Origin of the sequence: Enterococcus sp. CWB-B31, assembly GCF_020567645.1 — a bacterium.
GTDB lineage: Bacteria > Bacillota > Bacilli > Lactobacillales > Enterococcaceae > Enterococcus_L.
Genome location: NZ_JAJDJW010000003.1, coordinates 19,187 through 39,137, shown reverse-complemented (window position 1 = coordinate 39,137; position 19,951 = coordinate 19,187). Strand labels below are relative to the sequence as shown.

Sequence of the window (19,951 nt, the reverse complement as noted above, 5' to 3'; positions counted from 1 at the left end):
GAAAAAATTTCCTCCTCCAAAATGAACTCATTCGGGTTATTCTATCGTGCTTCTCTGAATGATTATAGTTCAGTACTTTTATTTAACATCCATCTGGATTAGCCAAATAATTTTCTGTAATAATAGAGAATCTTCTCTTCAGCCTTTATTATTAAACAGAGCTTGCCTCATCACCATATTCCTGATAATCAAAATAATCAAAGACAGCTGTCGTTTCATAGCCGGAATAATCAACTGCTGCCAGTCCAACAAACGCTCCGGTAAAGAACCCGCCATACGTTTGTAAAACATAATCATCTGATAAAACAGCTGCATCCAATGTGACCGGCAGATCTTGCCAATTTTGTCCATCAAAGGAGTACGCATAGCTGTAACTTTCCTTACGAACTTTTGTCTTGAACCAAACATACTGCGTACCTTCCGGAATTTTAACCGCCGCCTCTTTCAAATATGAGGTATAGTGTCCGCGATTATTTTCAGCAACCTCTATAACTGCACCATTGATTTCATTCCATGTTACAAAAACAAATGACCAATGATTATGGTTATAGTAATTAGTCATGCCTGCCATTTGCTGGTAAGAAAATGGCTCAAATTTCACCTTGGTTGTTGCATCAAAATAAAAGGCCTGCCAGCGACGAGCAATCATGGAAGTTTCGTGGCTGTTTGTCAGACTTCCTCGCCCAATCAGCTGCAGTTCACCGTTTCCAATGGTTCCCATCTCTTTTGAAAAGGGTACCCGCAAAGTATTCCAGTTCAAATCCAGCGTTGACTGCTCAAACGTGTCATACTGTGAGTGATCCTTTGGTGCTTCGGTCAGTTGTGCGTCCTTTGGTGCGTCTACATAGGTTGTTCCGCCATGTCCGCCCACAATTCGCGGCCATCCATCACTGTCCCATTCCACTTTTTGAATGGATGTTTCTCTACCTAATGTTGACCAGCCGCGAGGATCGGTTACTGATTCATTCGGGTGATGCCATGGACGTGAAACAAGCGAAGCATAATACCATTCTCCACTTGGTGTGTCTACTAAAGCACCATGTCCTTGTTTTTGTAAATAAGAGGCTGGTGTATCGAAATTCGTAATAAATGGACCATTCGGCTCTGTTTCAAAAGAAAGAGCATCCAATGTTTTAGAACGTGCCACAACTTCCTGATGGGTAAATACTGTCCCTCCTTCTGCAGCAAAAAGATAATAGTAGCCATTAATTTTATAGATATGAGGTCCTTCAACAAGCTTCACCTCTGTTCCCTGATAAATCGTTCGAGCTGTCTTGGGTTCTAATTTCATCGTCGTTACATCAAATTCTGTTAAGGTGATGCCGTCAAAAGGATGACGGTACTCACGATGATCCCATGTTTGCTGAACCAGATATTTTCGACCATTGTCATCATGGAACAATGATGCATCAAAACCAACACCATTCAGCTTAATCGGATCAGACCATGGTCCTCTGATATCTGTTGCCGTCGTTAAATAATTCGTCATATCCTTAAAGGCACCTTCAACAACCTTAACATCTGTATAAACAAGCCAAAATTTCCCATCAGCATATGATAAATCAGGTGCCCAAATACCACCAGATGAAGGGTTGCCCTTCATATCCAATAACGTGGTTGTCGAAAGAGGGGATGGCAATAAATTCCAATGAACCAAGTCCTTGGATTCGTGCAAACGAACACCAGGGAACCATTCAAACGTTGAATTTGCAATATAATAAGTGTCCTCAACACGGATAATAGATGGATCAGCATTGAAGCCTGGCAGAACAGGATTTTTAATTTTCATAATAAGTTCAGCTCCTTGAGTAAGTATTTCCGAAATCATCAATGAGACCAGTAATCGATCCTCTCCTAAAAAGAAATGCCATTCATCCTTTAGCAGCAGATCAGATAGCACAGAATAATTTTCCATTTGTTGGCAGGTCTCAATCAACTGACTCTTTAAAAATTTCTGTAATGATAATTATGCGGTATGATATTTTTAAATCTGTTGATTATTCCGATCATTTCTATCCATTCACGTTTCATTAACTAACGGGCAGCGTTAACAAAATGACTTTTCCATCGAAAGAAACCGTTATTTCCGATAAATTTCCTACAAATAGCAATAATTGACACAGGTTCATTCCATTCTTAGCCTGTTATTTCTGATAACAAGGTCGTTTGACTGATTACTTTTTTCCCTGTCAGACGTTGAGAATGCTCATCCGGCTGCGAAAATCCAATATGGAAAGTCACACGCTCACCATCAAAAATCCGTTGCCCCTGTTCATTCACAACCTGCAAACAATTTTTTTCCAGCTCAACAACCAATGTATGATTGGCGCTACCAGCCAGTTGAATTCGTTTAAAATCTACTAATTTCCAATGCCTTGGAGCATATGAAGAACCATGAATTTGAACATAAATCTGTAAAACCTCTTCAATGCTCCAATCAGAGTTATTTTCAAGCTCCATCGTCAACTGAATACGATCAGATATTGTCAGCTCAACATTTGTTATTTGACTATTTCCGTAATTTAAACCATAGCCAAAAGGATAGTTCACCCGTGCTTCAGTATTTTGATACGTTCGATTGTCCATTGCATAATCTTTAAAATCCGGCAGTTCACAGCTGTCCTGATAAAACGTAACGGGCAGCTTGCCGCTTGGACTGATATGACCAAATAGAATGTCGGCCAATGCTTTGCCGCCAAAACTACCCGGATACCACGTTTGAATTACGGCTTTGACTAGTGGATGCTCCTCCAGACCATCCAAACTTAACGCACTGCCTGAAGACAAAATAACTACCACAGGCTTACCTTGTTCTAAAATACGGGTTAATAACCGTTTTTGCGGAGGAGGCAAAGATAAACTATCTTTATCGCCAGCTCCATAAACATTCCCGCTATCTCCCTGTTCGCCTTCGATCGTTGGATCTAATCCTAAGCAAAGGATGGCTGCATCTGAGTATTTGGCTGCGATTAACGCCTCTGATTCACGTTCATTCGGTTTTGAAAGTCCTGATTCTGCATGGTCTCTAAATAAATGACTGCCTAAAGCATAATAAACACGTGCTGAGTCCGCTAATTCGTCTTGAATACCCGATAAAAATGTGTGGTATTTAGAAGCTGTACCAAAATAATTACCGCTCAAAACAAGCTGATTGGCTGCATTTGGACCAATCACTGCAACACTTGTCAATTCCTTTTTGTCCATTGGCAGAAAATGATCATTTTTTAATAAAACCATCGCCCGCTGCGCTGCTTCAAGATTTACTTCCTGATGCTTGGGAGAGTCATTGATTTCATATGGGACAGCATTAAATTCACAGTCCTCATCAAACATACCCAAACGCACACGTGTTGTATACAAGGAAACAACCGCTTGTGTAATCTCCTCTTCTGTAACCAAACCACGGCTCAGCGCTTCAAACAGCGCATCTGATATTTCTCCTGCACATAAATGACAGCCTGCTTTTATTGCCAAAGCCATTGTTTCATTGGCTGATTTTGTGTAATGATGCTGTTCGTGCACATCCTCCAACGCAGCATAATCTGACACAACATGTCCGTCAAAATGCCATTGCTGGCGCAAAATTTTCTGAAGAAAGGTCTGATTGACACATGCAGGTATACCATTAATCGCATTGTAGCTTCCCATGACACTTTCAACGTCAGCTTCCTCAACTGCTGCTTGGAATGCCGGTAAATAGAATTCATTCAAATCCTTCAAACTTGCTTCAGCATTAAAGGAGTGACGATCTTTCTCTGGTCCGCTATGCACAGCAAAATGCTTAGCACACGCTGCCAAACGTAAATAAGCACCGTCTCCTTGCAACCCTTGAATAAATGCTTTGCCTAATCGGGCAATTAATAAAGGATCCTCACCATAGGTCTCCTGCCCTCTCCCCCAGCGTGGATCGCGAAATAAATTAAGGTTAGGCGACCAGTACGTCAGCCCTTTATAGATATCTCGATCCTCTAAAGCGGCGAATTCATTATATTTCGCACGACCTTCAATAGAAATAACTTCTGCAACATCCTGCAACAGCTTCTCATCAAAAGCGGCAGCCAGCCCGATCGCTTGAGGAAAAACAGTTGCCACACCTGCTCTGGCAACACCGTGAAGCCCTTCATTCCAATAATTGTACTCTTTAATAGATAAGCGAGGAATAGCTGGTGCTCGAAAATTTATCTGATCTATTTTTTCTGCAATCGTCATTTCCTGCACAATTTCTTTTGCAAGCACTCGTGCATCTTCTCGTGAGATCAAAAAATTTGCCTCCTTCATCCTATATTATTAGGGTGTGTCTGAAAACTCAAGCAGCGAATAGTTTGATGATTTTTATCGAACTCCTCGTCATAAATACTCGCTTATGAACCACATAAGCTGTATTTTCTTCCTTGATTTCAACAAAAATCACTGAAAAATTCGAATGCCACTAACTTTTCAGACACGCCCTAGTGAACAGCTTCTTCAAAAATTTTATTTATTCATTTAAAAATATTATAAGATTGTCTGTAAACGATGCGTTAAATCTGCTGTTGCATTATAAACATCCTTATAAATAGCATAGACTTTCTTGTATTTTTGAACATTTTCTGGAATTGGCTGATATTCATCCTTATAGTGAACAAAAGCAGCTGCACACTCTTCCGCTGTATCAAACCAATTACAGCCTAGTGCTGCCAACATTGCAGCGCCCAGTCCGGGACCTTGTTCAGCAGTTAGATTTACAACCGTTGTATTAAAGACATCTGCCTGCATTTGCAACCAAGCTTTATTTTTAGCCCCGCCGCCAACAGAAACAATTTTGGTAAAGTTTTTACCTGCAACATGCTCCATCAACTTCTGTGAATCACGTAAAGAGAACGTGATTCCCTCCAAAACACTACGGGCAAAATGCTTCAACTGATGGTGGGTGTCAATGCCAATAAAACTACCGCGAATCTTACTATCCACATGCGGCGTTCGCTCACCAACAATATATGGGGTAAACAGCAAGCCATCACTCCCGGGCACAACAGTATCAACTTCCTTTAAAAGTTCATCAAACGAAAGCTCAGGTGCAAATGTTGTTTTGAACCAATTTAAGCTATCACCTGCTGCTAACGTAACCCCCATCGAGTAGCAGGCATTCTCAATCACATGGTTGAATAAATGAAGCTTACCCTGATAATCTTTTTCGGCATTCTTTTCATAGCTTAAAAACACACCTGAAGTACCAATTGAGGCCATTCCGATATTCTCTGATACAATTCCTGCACCAAGTGCTGCACAAGCATTGTCCGCTCCACCACCAAAAATTTTAACCTCTTGCTTAAATCCAAAGGTTTCTTGAAGCTCCGGCAACAGCTTTCCTCGAAAGCCCGATGAAGAAATAAGAGCGGGCATAAAGTCTCCAGATAAGCCGAAAGCAGTCAACATTTCTTCTGACCAATTTTTGGATTCAATATCCAGTAAAAGAGTACCGGCTGCATCTGAATAATCCATTTGAATCGCCCCAGTTAAATAATAAGCAAGATAATCCTTCGGCAGCATAAATTTTTTCGCCTTTGCCCAAATATCCGGTTCATTTTCCTGAACCCAAAGAATTTTTGGCAATGTAAATCCTTCTAAAGCAATATTTTTTGTGATTTTAAGAACCTTTTCTCCCATTTTCGTCATAATCTTCCGACATTGTTCTGTTGTTCGAACATCATTCCACAAAATGGCATTTCGTAGGACCTCACCTGCCCCGTCAACTAAAACCAAGCTGTGCATTTGTCCTGAAAAGCTGATTCCTTCCAGCTTTTCAGCCATATCAGGCACCTCATACAGCATTTCCTGTAAAACACTCTTTGTTGCTTCCAACCAACATTTTGGATCCTGTTCACTATAGCCCAGTTTAGGTGTTTCCAAAGGATAACCACACACCTTTGAAGTCACTATCTGACCTGCTTTATTCATTAACAATCCTTTAATAGAACTGGTTCCTAAATCTAATCCTAGTACGTAACTCATTTGGCTCTCCTTCTCTATGTTTATTTTTTTATAAAGCCTTCACTTTTTAAGCCTCTAAGGGTAACTCTGCACATTCAGCTGAGCTTTATATTTTTTATTATTGTATTTTTTTCCTATGAAGGTGGTGAAATTCAAGTATTTTGACACGTTAAGTGGTGTCTCCTAAATCTCCCAAACTATTTCCGGGTACTCTTCCAGAACCCATACTACTACTTTTATACATCTATCTTAGTAATTCCATTCAGTCTTCAATCCGCTTTCTTAAATTAAAATAGGTCTCTGCATTCAGAAAACTAATTTCCTGAATCATTTGAGTTAATAAATGATAATCATTTGGGTAAATACCTGCTTCAACCTTTTCAGCTAAATAATTGGCTAAAATCCGCCGAAAATAATGATGCCGAGAATAGCTTAAGAAACTTCTTGAATCCGTCAGCATTCCAAGAAAGTTCATTAGAATGCCTCCATCAGCCAAAGCCTCCATTTGATTGATCATTCCTCGATAGGTGTCATTAAACCACCAGCCAGCTCCAAACTGTACTCGACTTTTTATGCCATGATCATTCATTTGAAAATTAGCGGCTGTTGCAGCAATAAGGTCGTTTTGATTGGGGTTTAAATTATATAAAATTGTTTTAGGCAGTTGATTCGTTTTATCCAGACTGTCCAACAATTGGTTTAATGGGCATGCAAGCTCCGCTTGATCATAAATAGAATCTCCGCCACTATCTGGACCTGCCCTATTAAACAATCGGGTATTTGCACTACGTACTGCCCCAAAATGCAGCTGCATGACCCAACCATAGCGATGATAGATTTTCCCTAAGGCATGCAGCAACTGTCCTTGCCATTGAGCAATTTCAAGGGTAGATAACGGCAGATCAGCCAAGGCTTTTTGCAAAATAGCATCCAGTTCCTCCTCACTTGCTTCAGCATAGACGAATGCTGTAAACCCATGATCACTAATCGTGCCTCCATGCTTATGGAAATAGTCAATCCTTTTTTCTAAAAACTTCACCACTGCCTCAAAAGTCGTCAGCTGTGTCTTTGTTTGTTTGTCTATCCTATGAATATATTTTGAAAATCCGGCTTTCTCAATCCCAAGGATCGGATCTGGTCGAAAGCTTGGCGCTACCGTACAAGGAAGATCGGATGCAGCAATTACTTGATGAAAACTCAAGTCGCTTAAAATATCATCTGTCGTTCCAATATATTGAACATTTGACTCTATAATTAAAGACTGTGCAGTGACTTCATGAGCAGCCAGATACTCATTGCAACTGTTGTATATCTGTTCGGCTGTTCGTGTATTTAAAAGCTCTGTAATACCAAAATACTGCTTCAATTCCAAATGGGTCCAATGATATAATGCATTGCCTAACAAACGCTCCACTGTCTGAGCCCACGCTTGGAATTTTTCCCAGTCGCTGCTGTCTCCTGTGATATACCTCTCGTCGATTCCGCAAGCGCGCATGGCGCGCCACTTATAATGATCTCCACCTAACCATAATTCTGTAATTGAAAGAAACCTTGTATTTTCTGCAATCATTTGAGGCTCCAAATGACAATGATAATCAATAATCGGCAGATGTTCAGCACTTTCATGATAAAGCTTTTTTGCTAATTCTGTTTGCAATAAAAAATCATGATGAATAAACATAACAGACGTACTCCTTCTCCCCTTTCTTCCGACAAATACTTTCGTTAAAAACTCAATTACTCAGAGACATTGACAGTACGTCAACCTTATTAAAATCCGAATAAACAGAGTTGTTTTTCAATTTGAACTTATTGAAAAACAATCCAACTTCAGCACTGATCACCTTTGAAATTACAAAAATCTGTTTTTCCCAAACTAAAAACCACACCCGTCAGCACCAGTTAAAACAAGTTCAACTTTTGTGTGCCCTGCTTCTGCTATCGATTCATTTGTTCAAAAAACAAGTCTATTGAAAAGCGTCGATTCACATTTAAATACACATAATAGTTTACTGCTCCTCCTAAAAAACATAGATAAGCCAATGAAAAGTTTTGAAGGAAAAAAATAGCCAGCAGTACATAAAGAAAATTCACTAACGTTACCAGAGGCAATCGGCAGCTGATAAACAATGACCAGACCAATCTTCGCTTTAAAGAAATTGCTTTTACCCGTGTATCTGTTGAAATAACTAAGACAAAGAACATGCTGCTTAACAAGAAACAGCCTACAATGATCAACAGATACATCATCATTGTTAAATTTGCAACAAATAATATCCTCAGATCCAGCACTATGAGTACGATAAAAAATGTATAGACCAAGAAAGTTTGCCAACCATTTTTTAAAACTTCCTTATACAAAGAAATGTATCTTCCAATTGAAATTGTGTCCTCTTTGCTTTCTTGAATAGATTTAAACTGAGCAGAAAAACTAGCTAACAAAAAAAAGATTGGAACAATGAAAAAAACAAAATTATTCATCGTCAAACGAAGAAACAGCAACAGAATTAAAAATAAGCTATTCGAGAGTATGAAATACGTGTTCTGAACCAATAATCGATAACTGAATTGAACAGCTGAAACGGTCCAATCAGTAATAAAATCAAACTGATGATTAAACATTGATTTATCTCCTATCCTTTAATTCCAGACGAAGTAACACCTTCAACAAAATATTTCTGTGCACTGAAGAATAAGATAATTGCCGGCAATAATGAAATAAGAGACATTGCAAACACCTGATTCCATGGCGTATTCGTTGATGGATCAACATTTAGTTTTAAAGCAAGCGATACTGGGTACTTATCCTGAGAAGTAATATAAATTAAAGGACCAAGAAAATCACTAAACGTCCAGACAAACTGAAAAATAACACAGGATATTAATGCTGGTTTTAATGCCGGAACTAATATTCGCCAAAGAATATCAAAAGAATTACAGCCATCAACAGTCGCTGCTTCATCTAAATCTCTTGGAATTGAGCGGAAAAACTGGATCATCATAAAAACAAAAAATGGCTCTTGTCCAAAAAATGAATTTGCAATAAGCGGAATGTATGTATCCAGCATACCAAGATTTTTCCAAAACAAATATAAAGGAATTCGTGTAACTACTTGTGGTAAAAACATCGTTGCCATCAACAATGAAAACAAAACTTTTTTAAAAGGAAAATCAAACCGTGCAAAACCATAGGCTGTAACTGTTGCAGAGATCAACGTAAACAAAATTTTAGGAATAACATATTTAAATGTATTGATAAAATATAAAGTGAAGGTATAATCCCCTTTTGTGTTCCATCCATCAATGTATGCCTGGAAATCTATTCTTCTGGGAATGAATCCAATTGAAGTAAATATTTCATTATTCGTTTTAAAAGTAGCCCCGATCATCCAAAGAATCGGATATAACATGACAATTGCTACTGTTGTCAAAATAACATACCTGACAATTGATTGTATCAGCTGTTTCTGTGCCCGTTTCTTTTCTGCTAAACTTGGTGTAACCTCCATTTATTTTCCACCTCCATCAGAGTAATAGACCCATTTCTTTTGACTGGCGAATACAATGATCGTTGAGCAAACAATGAGTGCAAATAGGACCCAACTAGCAGCACTTGCATATCCCATATCAAATTCTTTAAAGGCTTTATCATAAATGAACATTGATGTAAGATAGGTTGAATTAAGAGGTCCTCTCCCAGTAACAATAAATGGACCATTAAATTCTTGAAATGCATTATTCAATTGCATGACCAAGTTGAAAAAAATAGTTGGGGTAATTAGCGGCATGGTTATTTTATAGAACTGAGTAAATTTTGAAGCCCCATCAAGTCCTGCTGATTCATATAAGTCCTGAGGAATTTCCTTTAACGCAGCTAAAAAAATCAGCATGGAGGAACCAAATTGCCAAATTTTTAAAATAATCAACACCGTCATTGCCCCCGTAGGAGTGGATAACCAGTCAATCGGCTGAACACCGAATGTTCCTAAAAATATATTCACCAGTCCTTTAGGTTGAAACATAGATCGCCAAAGAACTCCTATCGCAATATTTCCACCTAAAATCGAAGGAATATAATATGCTGTTCGATAAAAATTAATTCCTTTCAATTTGAAGTTTAAAATAAACGCAACAAATAATGCGAACCCTAACTGGAATGGTACAGTAAAAACAGTATAAATTAACGTAGCCTTCAATGATTCAATGAAGGTTTGATCCCTGAATAGATTGATATAATTTTGTAATCCTAAAAATTCAGGTGTTTGTCCAACTCTGGCAAGAGAATAATCAGTTAATGCATAATAAAATGAAGAAATAATAGGCCAAATGGTTAATATTAAAAAACCAATCAGCCAAGGTGTTATATAGAGCAATCCCGTTTTTTTCCTTTTCATACTTGCACTCCTTTCAATATTATGAGATTCAAAAAGATTTGTATATAACGAGAGTGGGACAGAAATAAAATTTCAAACTTTCTTCCTATCTAACCCCGAATAAACGGTGGTACAAAAGCAAAAATTCTTTTTGCGACGAGTAACCGCAGGAGCAACTCCTTCGGAATTAAGCCGAACTATCCTGAAAATATGAGAAACTCCAGGTCCTTCAACTCTAGTATGTTTCATACGTAGAAGTTGATGTGATCGAAGCACAGCGTAGTGTATCAATTCACAGCTATTCATTCTATGAATAGTGTTCCTTGACAATTTTCGGATATTCCTTCTTAATTCTCGGAGCTGATCGCTTTTGTCCCAACCTCGTTTCTTCTTGTACTTAATTATTGCAGTTTATAGTCTTTAGCAAGTTTAGCTGCTTGCTCTTTCGTTTTCGTATACACATTATTAGCAGCGGTCTTTAAATCTGTTTTTCCAAGCTCTACTGCCTCAATCTCATTTGTATAGATTGTAGTCAATGTACCATCTTCGTAGAAAGGTGTTTCGCTGATTTTCACAGCTTCCTGTGCATACTCGTAACCATCTTTCATAAAACCAGTTAATTGACCATCTGCAATTAATTCTTCAACTGCTACTTTAGATGCCGGAACCCCGCGTGATAAGCCTAAAATTTCATTTGCTTTTTTTCCATTAAGAAAATCATTCAAGAATATTCCGACCTCTTCAGGATTCTCTTCATCCTTTTTCACTGAAAACAGCAGAGAAGGTTTTGATAACAGATTTACTTCTTTGCCGCCTTCGGCAATCGGATAATCAACAATCACCAGTTCATCACCAATCTCTTTCAAGGATTCATAATCTGATGTAATACCAGCATTCCAACCAATACCGCCGCCGTATTCGCCCTCTAACCATTTTTTATTTGTAGCTAAAGAGACAGGCTCAGTTCCAACATTTTCAAGATAATCTTTGCGGGAAACAAACACACGAGCATCAGCCATTTCTTTATACCAAGTCATAGCATCCAGATAATCCTGCTCTGTCCAATTCATATTCCCTTTTTCATCAAATTCAGCTTTTCCTGTTTTTTGCTGCAACCAGACCGTTACAGGGAAACGCCAGGTTGGCGAAGCAATACAAAATGATCCTTCAGGTAGCTTTTTTGCTGCCTCGGCATAGTCATCCCATGTTTTAAGCGTCTCAATATCAATACCATTACGCTCATATGCAGATTTATTCAGATACATCACAAGTGTATTTTCTCCATAAGGTACAGCGACTTGCTTGCCGTCCACTTGCCCAAACTTCAAAAATTCTTCGTCATATGTTGATAAATCCAGACTATCAATTGTGCTTAAATCATAAAATCCGTCATTTTGCCCAAATTGAGGTACCCAGTTATACATCAGCGTAGTAATATCTGCTAAAGTATTTCCTGCATAACGTGTTGTAAATACTTGATCTAAATCGCCAAATCCGCTTGGTTCTCCTTTAACGGTGATGTCAGGATGTTCCTTCTCAAAATTTGCAATCATATCTTGAGTTGCCTTATGCCGGTCATCATTTCCCCACCAGCTGAAACTGATTTCAATTGCTCCTTCTTTTTTTTCCGTATCTGCCTTTTTTTTCCCTGCATTACAGCCTGTTGCAAGTACAGCAACTGAAAGCAATGAAATAACCGTAAGTACTCTTTTTTGCCATCTTCTCATTTTATTTACTCCTTTTCATTATTTAATAATTGAATTGATATAAGATAAATCTATTGTTTCAGCTAGTTTCTGTCCACCCAGATCAGATAAATGAAGACCATCACCACTATCAAAGGTCAGTTGGAGCCTATGATTTTGTTCCAAATCCATCACTGCAAAATCAAAATCTGCAATGCCATCAAAATCTTTATTTCGTCGAATCCATGTATTTATTTTTTGTCGTTCTTTTTCAAGATCATCACTGTAAAACAGTGACTGGCCCAGCGGTGTTAATGTCCCAACGATTACCTTAGCTCCATGCTGATGAGCAAAAGCCGCATATTGACCTATTCCACTCTTCAGTTCTTCCAAGGTATAAGAATATTCTCCTGTTCCATCATGTCGGGAGATGATGTCATTAATTCCATGAAGACAGATCACGACATCCACTGCTCCATACATAAACACTTCTCTTTCAAATCTAAAAAGTCCAGCGTTCCCATGACGTGTGTATCTATCGTTTTCCGGATTTTGTCCCTTGAGAACACGACTTCCGCCAATTCCTCGATTCAATACTGCAAGCTCATGCATGCCGGACCGAAAAAAGCGTGTTTTAAGAGCATCCACCCAAAAACCCTGCTGAGTCAGCGAATCACCAAAAGCAACAATTGTCTTTGCTGTATCTTCCACCAAAAAATCGAGTCCGCTAATTCCATAAATATAAAACATTCGCTCATTTTCTTTCACCATTCGGAAAAGCGTTTGTTGTTCAACATATTCTTTTTTACCGTCTTTCAGCCGGTAATTAGAAACTGCCAGTTCTCTTCTGGAATAAGATACCGTTCCGCTCCGTAAAATTGTTCTCTCTTTAACAACCGTCTCAATTTCAAGGATGGTGCCTGGATTAAGTTCCAGTTGAATTTCATCACTAATTAACTGAGCAGCTGGAAAAATAGAAATCTTTTCCTGACAGTTAACTGTAACTATTTTTCTTTCCCCGCGTTTCAAGGTTTTTGAATCTACTTGGCAAATGCTTACCCGCTCTAAAATTAGATTTTCTTGTCCGTATTCATTAGAAAAACGAAGCTTCAAACTCTTTGTATGATGATTTGAGCGAATACGTATGACTTGTAATTGATTCTCGATTTCTGACGGCCATGAGCGATAATCCTGCTGAGTGTAGCTCCAGACATTTGACCACTTCATACATAAACCTCTCTAAGAATAAATCTGCCGGTTAAAATCATCCGGTACTCCGCTTTTACGATAAAAATAAGTGTTAATTTGATCCTTCCAGTCACGTGCCGAACGCTTTTGCTCCTGCAGCCGCTCTGCAACATTTTGATAGCTTGCTTCATCCAAATGAGGTTTCAGCTGCTCCCAAACTCTGATATACTCCTCTACTTTTTCATAGCCTTCAAAATGCGTATCATAGATATGCTGAATAACTGTTTTGCCGCTTTGAAGAACATGTTCATATGGCAAATGATGGAAAAACAGTGCCAGCTCATCCGGGCAAGCAGCAAGATCTTCATATTCTTCAAATCGTTTATCTGAGTATTGGCGTGTGTATCCGGTTCCATCTTTTAATGTACGATTGACCCCAATACCATTACGATCAGCAAAGTGATAGGTTCCCCATCGATCATATTCATAACCATCAACATCAGGTCCATAATGATGATTTGGGCGGACCATAAATCCGATACCTAGTGGTGCTGTGTAATTTTCATATGTTTGATATGAAGTCAGTAGAATATCTGCCAGCATTTCTTGTTTGGCAGTATCCAGATCAAATGTCAACGACAACCATTCATCTGCAATTGTTTCAGAAGAAAGCTGATTATCCCAAATCAATCGACCGTAACCAAAAAGATTTGCTTGTGCCAATTTGTGTCCTGTCCAATTATCATCTATGCCAACATTCACTACAGCTGCAACACCAGAATATTTCGTATTTGGTGATTGATTACATAAAATATTCTTAACAAACGAATGTTTTACCGGATATTTCGTATCAAAATCAAGCACTTCTTTCCACATCGGCAATAAATAGCAAAGATGCTTCTGCTGGCCTGTATACTCCTGCGTAACCTGAAACTCTAAAATTTGATTAGTCTGTTTTAATGCACCAAAAAGTGGAGAAACAGGTTCTCGAACTTGAAAGTCAATGGGTCCATTCTTAATCTGTAAAATGACATTACTCTCAAATTTTCCATCAAGCTTCATAAAGTTATCATATGCTGCTTTAGCTCGGTCAATACTTCGATCGCGCCAGTCCTGCAGACAATTGTAAACAAAGCAACGCCAAATAACTAAGCCCCCATAAGGTTTCAATGCACGCGCCAACATATTCGCACCATCATCATGATCACGACCATAAACAAATGGTCCTGGCTCCCCTTCGGAATCCGCTTTCACAACAAATCCGCCGAAGTCTGGAATAATGGAGTAAATACTACGTGCTGTATCTTTCCAAAACTTCTCAACTGCTTTATCTACAGGGTCCGCAGTCTTTAAGCCGCCAATTGTGATCGGTGCAGCAAAATTGACACTTAAATACGTACTTATTCCATATTGCTGAAAAATATCAGCAATCTCTTTAATATCACTTAAATGTATTTCTGTGATAAAATAAGTTTCTCGTTTATGGACATTCACATTATTAATAGATATCGCATTAATTCCAATTGATGCTAAAAGTCGTCCATACTCTCGAAGTGTATCAAAATTCTTTCGGAACTGATTATCCTCATAAAAGATGGATCTCCCAGCATAACCACGTTCAACTGAACCATCAAAATTATCCCAATGATTCAGCATTCGAATCGCTTGATCTGGAACTGAGCGAATCCCTTTATCTAAACGACTTCCTCCAAGGAATTCTTGATACAGACGAAACAATCCATATAACAATCCTTTCGTTGTATTTCCTTGAATGATGAGACTCTTCTCTTTTCTTAAAATCTCAAATCCTTCTGTGCCTAATGCGTTGTCCGTTATCAACTGAAACTGTAATGAAGCTGACGGATGGTCACTTCGTTTACAGTTTGGAAACAATTCATTCATTTCATAAATAATTGTTTCAGTTATTTTGTCTTTACTTTCTATTTTAAAAGATGTCAATGTTGAATCCATTATTTTTTTTCGCAGCCAACACTTATCACGCATATTAACCTTACCTTCCACTTCTTTCCTAGAGGTCGGGACAGAAGCATTCAGCTTCAAACACCCAGCAGGTACTATTCAAGATCAGCTCGTACCTCACTGTATTTCTCAGTAATAAACCGAAATTTACAAAAATGACAAGAAGAATTGCAGAAAGTCCCGGAGAATACCTTGTAGGATGCCTTGCAGGAACTAGACGGCATGTATCGAGGATCGCAATGTATGAGAACCGCAGATACACATGCTAATTACATACATCGAAATCGCAATAACATGAAAACCGCAGATGCGAGGGAGTTTGTTCCTACTTGAAGCTTTACAACTTTTCAGTACCCACGCAGGTATTATTCATCATAGCCCATAGGGGACTAACTGCTATGCTTCGAGCAGTCGCAGAAGTACTTGTATATAACCTGGCCTGTGACGAATGTCCCACGAAGAAACAGCTATTTTTATATACTAGTGATTCTCAACAATTTCGGTTTATTATCAAAGAAGTTGCCTCTGCAATTACTCGGTGCACGGGTAAGTTCCTAACTGCACCTAGTAATCGCAGACAACAAAAAGCTTTTTACTTCTGTCTCGCCATTTATTCCAATTTTCCAAAGCTTGTAAATCTAGGAAGTATCTTTTCAATATTCTTTTTCTTTAACATATTCTGCTAATAGTACTATTTATAGTTAATCTTCAACAGAATCTGTTTTTATATTACTCTTTTCTTTTCCATAAGCCTCTAATTCTGCTGCTGGAACATATTTCACATCAATTGGAATAGTTGGATCGATAGTTTCGCCATCAATTGTTTTCACCAGATTTTCTATCACCTGGTATCCAATTTGATACGCATCCTGATCAACAATTGCTGTAATCCGACCATCGTCAATTCCTTTTAACCAAGTATCTGTATAATCAAATCCATAATGAAGAATTTTTCCAGATTTACTTTGTGATTCAATAGCACTCATCACACCTACATCTGGACCCTCAGAGCCCAATGAAAATACTGTCACCAGATCCTTATTTGCAGAAATATAGCCTTCCAACTGTTTCTTAGATTCAGAAGGTTGATCGTTGTCTTGGATAGTAGCTAAAAATTTAAAATTCTTTGCATCTGAACCATAAACTTCTTCAAAGCCTTCTTTTAATCCTTTTTCACGGTCAATCATAGTCGGCTGAGCGACGTCTACACAAACGATAGCGATAGAACCGCTTGTAATTCCTTTTTCTTTCATCTCTTCTGCCGCTTGTTTTCCTAATTCCTTCCCAGCAGATACATTATCTGTTCCAACATAAGCAGTTCGATCTTCTGAGTTCTCCAAATCTGCGTCAAAAGTTATTACAGGAATATCTTTATCCATAGCCGCTTTGATCGGATCAACAAAGGCCTTTTTCTCAATCGGTGCAATAGCAATTCCGGCAACATTTTTTGCCGTTGCTTCTTTAACAAATCCAATATGCTTTTCTTTTTTACTAGGCTCAGCTGATGGAGAAGTTTTCGTTACCAATGTATAGCCTAATTCTTTTGCTGCATCTTCTGCACCTTTTTTCATTGGATTCCAGTAAGCTCCTGTATCAACGATTGGAATAAAATACAATGTCTTTTCACTTTCTTCGCTTGCAGAACTTCCCTTGCCGCACCCAGCAGCCAATAACAATGTTGCAACCATCATCCCAGTTAATAGTACTTTTCCTTTTTTAAACATTCGTTTCAATCTCCCTTATTTTCTATTTTTTAAAGTAGCTAGTACTAATTGCTATAATTAAGATTGTCGACTTGCTCTGCGTTTCAGGTAATCTATGATAATAGCCAAAATGATCACCAGTCCTGTCACCGTATCCTGTAAGAAAGAATTAACGCCCATAAGTGTTAACCCGTTTTTGAATACCTGTAACGTTAAAATACCTGCAACCGCACCTCCGATTGTCCCAATTCCACCACTAAAAGATGTTCCCCCCATAATAGCGGCTGCCATTGCAAAGAGATCCAATCCATTTGCATCTTTTGAAGCGCCACCATTTAGATTTGAAACAATCAACAGCCCTGCAACCGCTGCTAACATTCCTTCAATGATAAAAATTTTAACAATATGCAAATCCGTATTAATTCCCGATAATCGAGCAGCTTCGGGATTTGACCCAACAGCATAAGTATATTTTCCGAGACGTGTATTTTTCATTACAAAAACAAAAACTACAATAATGATAACAAAGATTAGGGCATTACTTTTAACCATCTCTGTACCAATTGGCATTTTAGCTAATTTATTAAACCATTCTTTATCCGAGCCGATGAACTGTTCATCCGTAAAAAAGCCCAGCATCCCTTTAATCACATAGCTTGTCCCTAATGTTAAAATAAAGGACGGCAAATCAAATTTCTTAATCAAAAGAGCATTCATTGTCCCTAATATCGCCCCAACCAGCAGCGAAATACAAATTACAACCGGTGCCGGCAAGCCACTGTTAGACGCATATAAACCAACCATTCCAGCAGCCATTCCCACATAACCAATTGATAAATCAACATAACCACAAATCAAAATCATGGCATAAGCAACAGTCAAAATACCTACAGGCGGAATCTGTTGTAAAAAATTCTCAACATTGTATGTACTCAAAAAATCACCATTCGCAACTGAGAAAAAAATCACCAGAGATACCAATACCAGATAGACTGAATAATTCATAAAAAGAGATTTTATATCTATGCTTTTCGTTCTTTTTTCCATATTTCTATCTCCCCCATTCTTTAGGTAATTCAAAATATATTCACCTAAAACCTCCAAATCCTTGATATACAAGGATTCATAACCTGTTTTCGCCCCTTATTGTAATAATCTCATTATGTTATCTTAGATAGCAAATCGAACACTTTACAATAAACAGTATTGAGCTGTAATAGTTGTTCTGACACGCTTTTTTGCTGCCCTTTTTATCGCTGGAATACGCAATGATGGACGCTCTTTATCAAGTGCATCAGTTATTTAATCGGTCAGTTTTCCATAAATTATTTTGAATTGCCTTCTTTACAAAACACAGTCTTACAAAGGACTGCCAACAAATCTTCAACATCATTGACCAAGTGTTGCATACTTCATGATCAATTCCTGTGCTTCATCTTTCTTATCTGAGTAAGCCGAAACATCCAGCTCTCCTGTAATCCTGCCCTCATGAAAAACATGAATACGGTCACAAATTCCCAAAAGCTCAGGAATCTCAGAAGAAACAATCAAAATTGTTTTTCCCTGCAATGCCAACTGATTGATAATTGAATAAATTTCCGATTTTGCCCCTACATCAATTCCTTTAGTCGGTTCATCGAAAATATACACTTGATTATCTGTATTTAGCCATTTTGCTAATACTACTTTTTGTTGATTTCCGCCAGAAAGGCTGGAAACAGGATTTTCAATATCACTGATTTTGATGTTTACCTCTTTCACAAAATGATTTGCGGTCTCTTTCAATTCTTGATGATTCAGCACAAAATGATCTAAATGAGTCATCGTGATATTATCCTTAATAGACAGTCCCAATAACAAGCCTTGATGTTTGCGATCTTCTGTCAGTAATCCTATACCATTACGAATTGCATCTTCTGGAGATTTGATAGATACAGTATGATCTCCTATTTTTATTTGACCGGATTTCATTCGGTCTGCACCAAAAATTAAACGCATTGTCTCTGTACGACCGCTGCCAACTAAGCCTGAAAATCCCAGAACCTCGCCGCGACGAGCCTCAAAGCTGACATCCTTTACATGACCAAAACGATCGTACAAATGACAAACCTGCAAATATGGGGCGCCAATTTCAGTTGCTTGTTTCGGATATAGATCTTTGATTTCACGACCTACCAGCATAGAAATAATCTGATCTTCAGATAATCGACTGACTTCTTCTGTCGCAATATATTCACCATCGCGCATAATTGTGATTCGCTCACCTAACTCAAAAATTTCCTTCATTCTGTGAGAGATATAAATGCTTGAAAACCCTTTTTCTTTTAGCCGTCGAATAATAATGAACAAGACTTCTACATCTTTATCAGATAAAGCAGTTGTTGGTTCATCGAAAATAATAACCTTTGCATTTAAACTTAATGCCTTTGCAATTTCGATCAATTGCTTATTCGCAGTTGAAAGGGACCCCACATGTGCATCAGGACTTACCTTTGCACCTACAAGATTTAACCAGTACTCTGTCTCTTCATGCAGCTTCTTAAAATCAACGATTCCTAAAAACTGATTCTTATAAGGTAAACGACCAATAAAAACATTTTCTGCCACTGACAAATCTTCTGCCAAATTTAACTCTTGATGCACAAAGCCGATTCCCAGTTCTGTTGCCAGCTCCGGCGTCATCTTGGAAATTTCTTTTCCTTCAAAAATGATTTTTCCAGCATCTTTATCAATTAGACCAGCTAAAATATTCATCAAAGTGGATTTACCAGCACCATTTTCACCCATAAAGGCATGAATCTCCCCTTTTCGAACTTCCAGCTTTGCCTTTTTCAAAACATGAACAGGACCAAAACTTTTTTCAATACCTGTCATTGAAAATAAAAGTTCATTTTCCATGGAACCCTCCTTCTGTTTACTAAAAAACAAGTCTACTCTTCCTAACAAGAGATACTACCAGTCTTAGGAAAAACTTTGTCAAAAAAAACTTCAAGAACAAGTTACGAACCGGCATTAAAACTTTTCAAAACAGAATTTCTTATTTTACAGAAAA

The 19,951-nt window shown here is 38.1% G+C and carries 13 protein-coding genes; all 13 read right to left on the bottom strand.

Annotated features, from left to right (window positions below; translation table 11 throughout):
- Window positions 1-151: 151 nt before the first annotated feature.
- Window positions 152-1,789, bottom strand: a complete 1,638-nt coding sequence (locus LI954_RS04370; protein WP_229443905.1) for a glycoside hydrolase family 43 protein — start codon at window positions 1,787-1,789, stop codon at window positions 152-154.
- Window positions 1,790-2,136: 347 nt separating this feature from the next.
- Complete coding sequence (locus LI954_RS04365; RefSeq protein WP_229443769.1) at window positions 2,137-4,260, bottom strand: glycoside hydrolase family 3 C-terminal domain-containing protein; 2,124 nt, start codon at window positions 4,258-4,260, stop codon at window positions 2,137-2,139.
- A 234-nt stretch (window positions 4,261-4,494) separates the two neighbouring features.
- Window positions 4,495-5,991, bottom strand: a complete 1,497-nt coding sequence (xylB, locus tag LI954_RS04360; protein WP_229443767.1) for a xylulokinase — start codon at window positions 5,989-5,991, stop codon at window positions 4,495-4,497.
- A gap of 241 nt (window positions 5,992-6,232) precedes the next feature.
- Window positions 6,233-7,651 carry a glucuronate isomerase gene (gene uxaC / locus LI954_RS04355; protein ID WP_202068568.1) on the bottom strand — a complete coding sequence of 473 codons (1,419 nt, stop codon included), beginning with the start codon at window positions 7,649-7,651 and terminating at the stop codon, window positions 6,233-6,235.
- A 257-nt stretch (window positions 7,652-7,908) separates the two neighbouring features.
- Window positions 7,909-8,592: a hypothetical protein gene (locus LI954_RS04350; RefSeq protein WP_202068563.1), complete on the bottom strand. Its 684-nt coding sequence runs from the start codon at window positions 8,590-8,592 to the stop codon at window positions 7,909-7,911.
- Between the two features lie 11 nt (window positions 8,593-8,603).
- Window positions 8,604-9,479 (bottom strand): carbohydrate ABC transporter permease, encoded by an 876-nt coding sequence (locus LI954_RS04345; protein WP_202068561.1) that lies wholly within the window; start codon window positions 9,477-9,479, stop codon window positions 8,604-8,606.
- Window positions 9,480-10,364, bottom strand: a complete 885-nt coding sequence (locus LI954_RS04340) for a carbohydrate ABC transporter permease (protein ID WP_202068559.1) — start codon at window positions 10,362-10,364, stop codon at window positions 9,480-9,482.
- A gap of 380 nt (window positions 10,365-10,744) precedes the next feature.
- Complete coding sequence (locus tag LI954_RS04335) at window positions 10,745-12,070, bottom strand: ABC transporter substrate-binding protein (RefSeq protein ID WP_229443765.1); 1,326 nt, start codon at window positions 12,068-12,070, stop codon at window positions 10,745-10,747.
- A gap of 18 nt (window positions 12,071-12,088) precedes the next feature.
- Window positions 12,089-13,255, bottom strand: a complete 1,167-nt coding sequence (locus tag LI954_RS04330; protein WP_202068555.1) for a GDSL-type esterase/lipase family protein — start codon at window positions 13,253-13,255, stop codon at window positions 12,089-12,091.
- Between the two features lie 12 nt (window positions 13,256-13,267).
- Entirely contained in the window at window positions 13,268-15,220 is a 1,953-nt protein-coding gene (locus LI954_RS04325; RefSeq protein ID WP_229443763.1) for an alpha-glucuronidase, read from the bottom strand.
- A gap of 677 nt (window positions 15,221-15,897) precedes the next feature.
- Entirely contained in the window at window positions 15,898-16,920 is a 1,023-nt protein-coding gene (locus LI954_RS04320) for a sugar ABC transporter substrate-binding protein (RefSeq protein ID WP_229443761.1), read from the bottom strand.
- A gap of 57 nt (window positions 16,921-16,977) precedes the next feature.
- Window positions 16,978-17,946 carry an ABC transporter permease gene (locus LI954_RS04315; protein WP_202068552.1) on the bottom strand — a complete coding sequence of 323 codons (969 nt, stop codon included), beginning with the start codon at window positions 17,944-17,946 and terminating at the stop codon, window positions 16,978-16,980.
- 342 nt (window positions 17,947-18,288) lie between these two features.
- On the bottom strand, window positions 18,289-19,797 hold the full coding sequence (locus tag LI954_RS04310) for a sugar ABC transporter ATP-binding protein (RefSeq protein WP_202068551.1): 1,509 nt from the start codon (window positions 19,795-19,797) through the stop codon (window positions 18,289-18,291).
- Window positions 19,798-19,951: the final 154 nt, after the last annotated feature.

Excerpts from the sequence above, each read along its gene's own strand:
- LI954_RS04340 (WP_202068559.1), bottom strand. The coding sequence starts at position 10,364 with ATGAAAAGGAAAAAAACGGGATTGCTCTATATAACACCTTGGCTGATT.
- LI954_RS04315 (WP_202068552.1), bottom strand. The coding sequence starts at position 17,946 with ATGGAAAAAAGAACGAAAAGCATAGATATAAAATCTCTTTTTATGAAT.
- LI954_RS04370 (WP_229443905.1), bottom strand. The coding sequence starts at position 1,789 with ATGAAAATTAAAAATCCTGTTCTGCCAGGCTTCAATGCTGATCCATCT.
- LI954_RS04325 (WP_229443763.1), bottom strand. The coding sequence starts at position 15,220 with ATGCGTGATAAGTGTTGGCTGCGAAAAAAAATAATGGATTCAACATTG.
- uxaC (WP_202068568.1), bottom strand. The coding sequence starts at position 7,651 with ATGTTTATTCATCATGATTTTTTATTGCAAACAGAATTAGCAAAAAAG.
- LI954_RS04320 (WP_229443761.1), bottom strand. The coding sequence starts at position 16,920 with ATGTTTAAAAAAGGAAAAGTACTATTAACTGGGATGATGGTTGCAACA.
- LI954_RS04350 (WP_202068563.1), bottom strand. The coding sequence starts at position 8,592 with ATGTTTAATCATCAGTTTGATTTTATTACTGATTGGACCGTTTCAGCT.
- LI954_RS04335 (WP_229443765.1), bottom strand. The coding sequence starts at position 12,070 with ATGAGAAGATGGCAAAAAAGAGTACTTACGGTTATTTCATTGCTTTCA.
- xylB (WP_229443767.1), bottom strand. The coding sequence starts at position 5,991 with ATGAGTTACGTACTAGGATTAGATTTAGGAACCAGTTCTATTAAAGGA.
- LI954_RS04330 (WP_202068555.1), bottom strand. The coding sequence starts at position 13,255 with ATGAAGTGGTCAAATGTCTGGAGCTACACTCAGCAGGATTATCGCTCA.
- LI954_RS04345 (WP_202068561.1), bottom strand. The coding sequence starts at position 9,479 with ATGGAGGTTACACCAAGTTTAGCAGAAAAGAAACGGGCACAGAAACAG.
- LI954_RS04310 (WP_202068551.1), bottom strand. The coding sequence starts at position 19,797 with ATGGAAAATGAACTTTTATTTTCAATGACAGGTATTGAAAAAAGTTTT.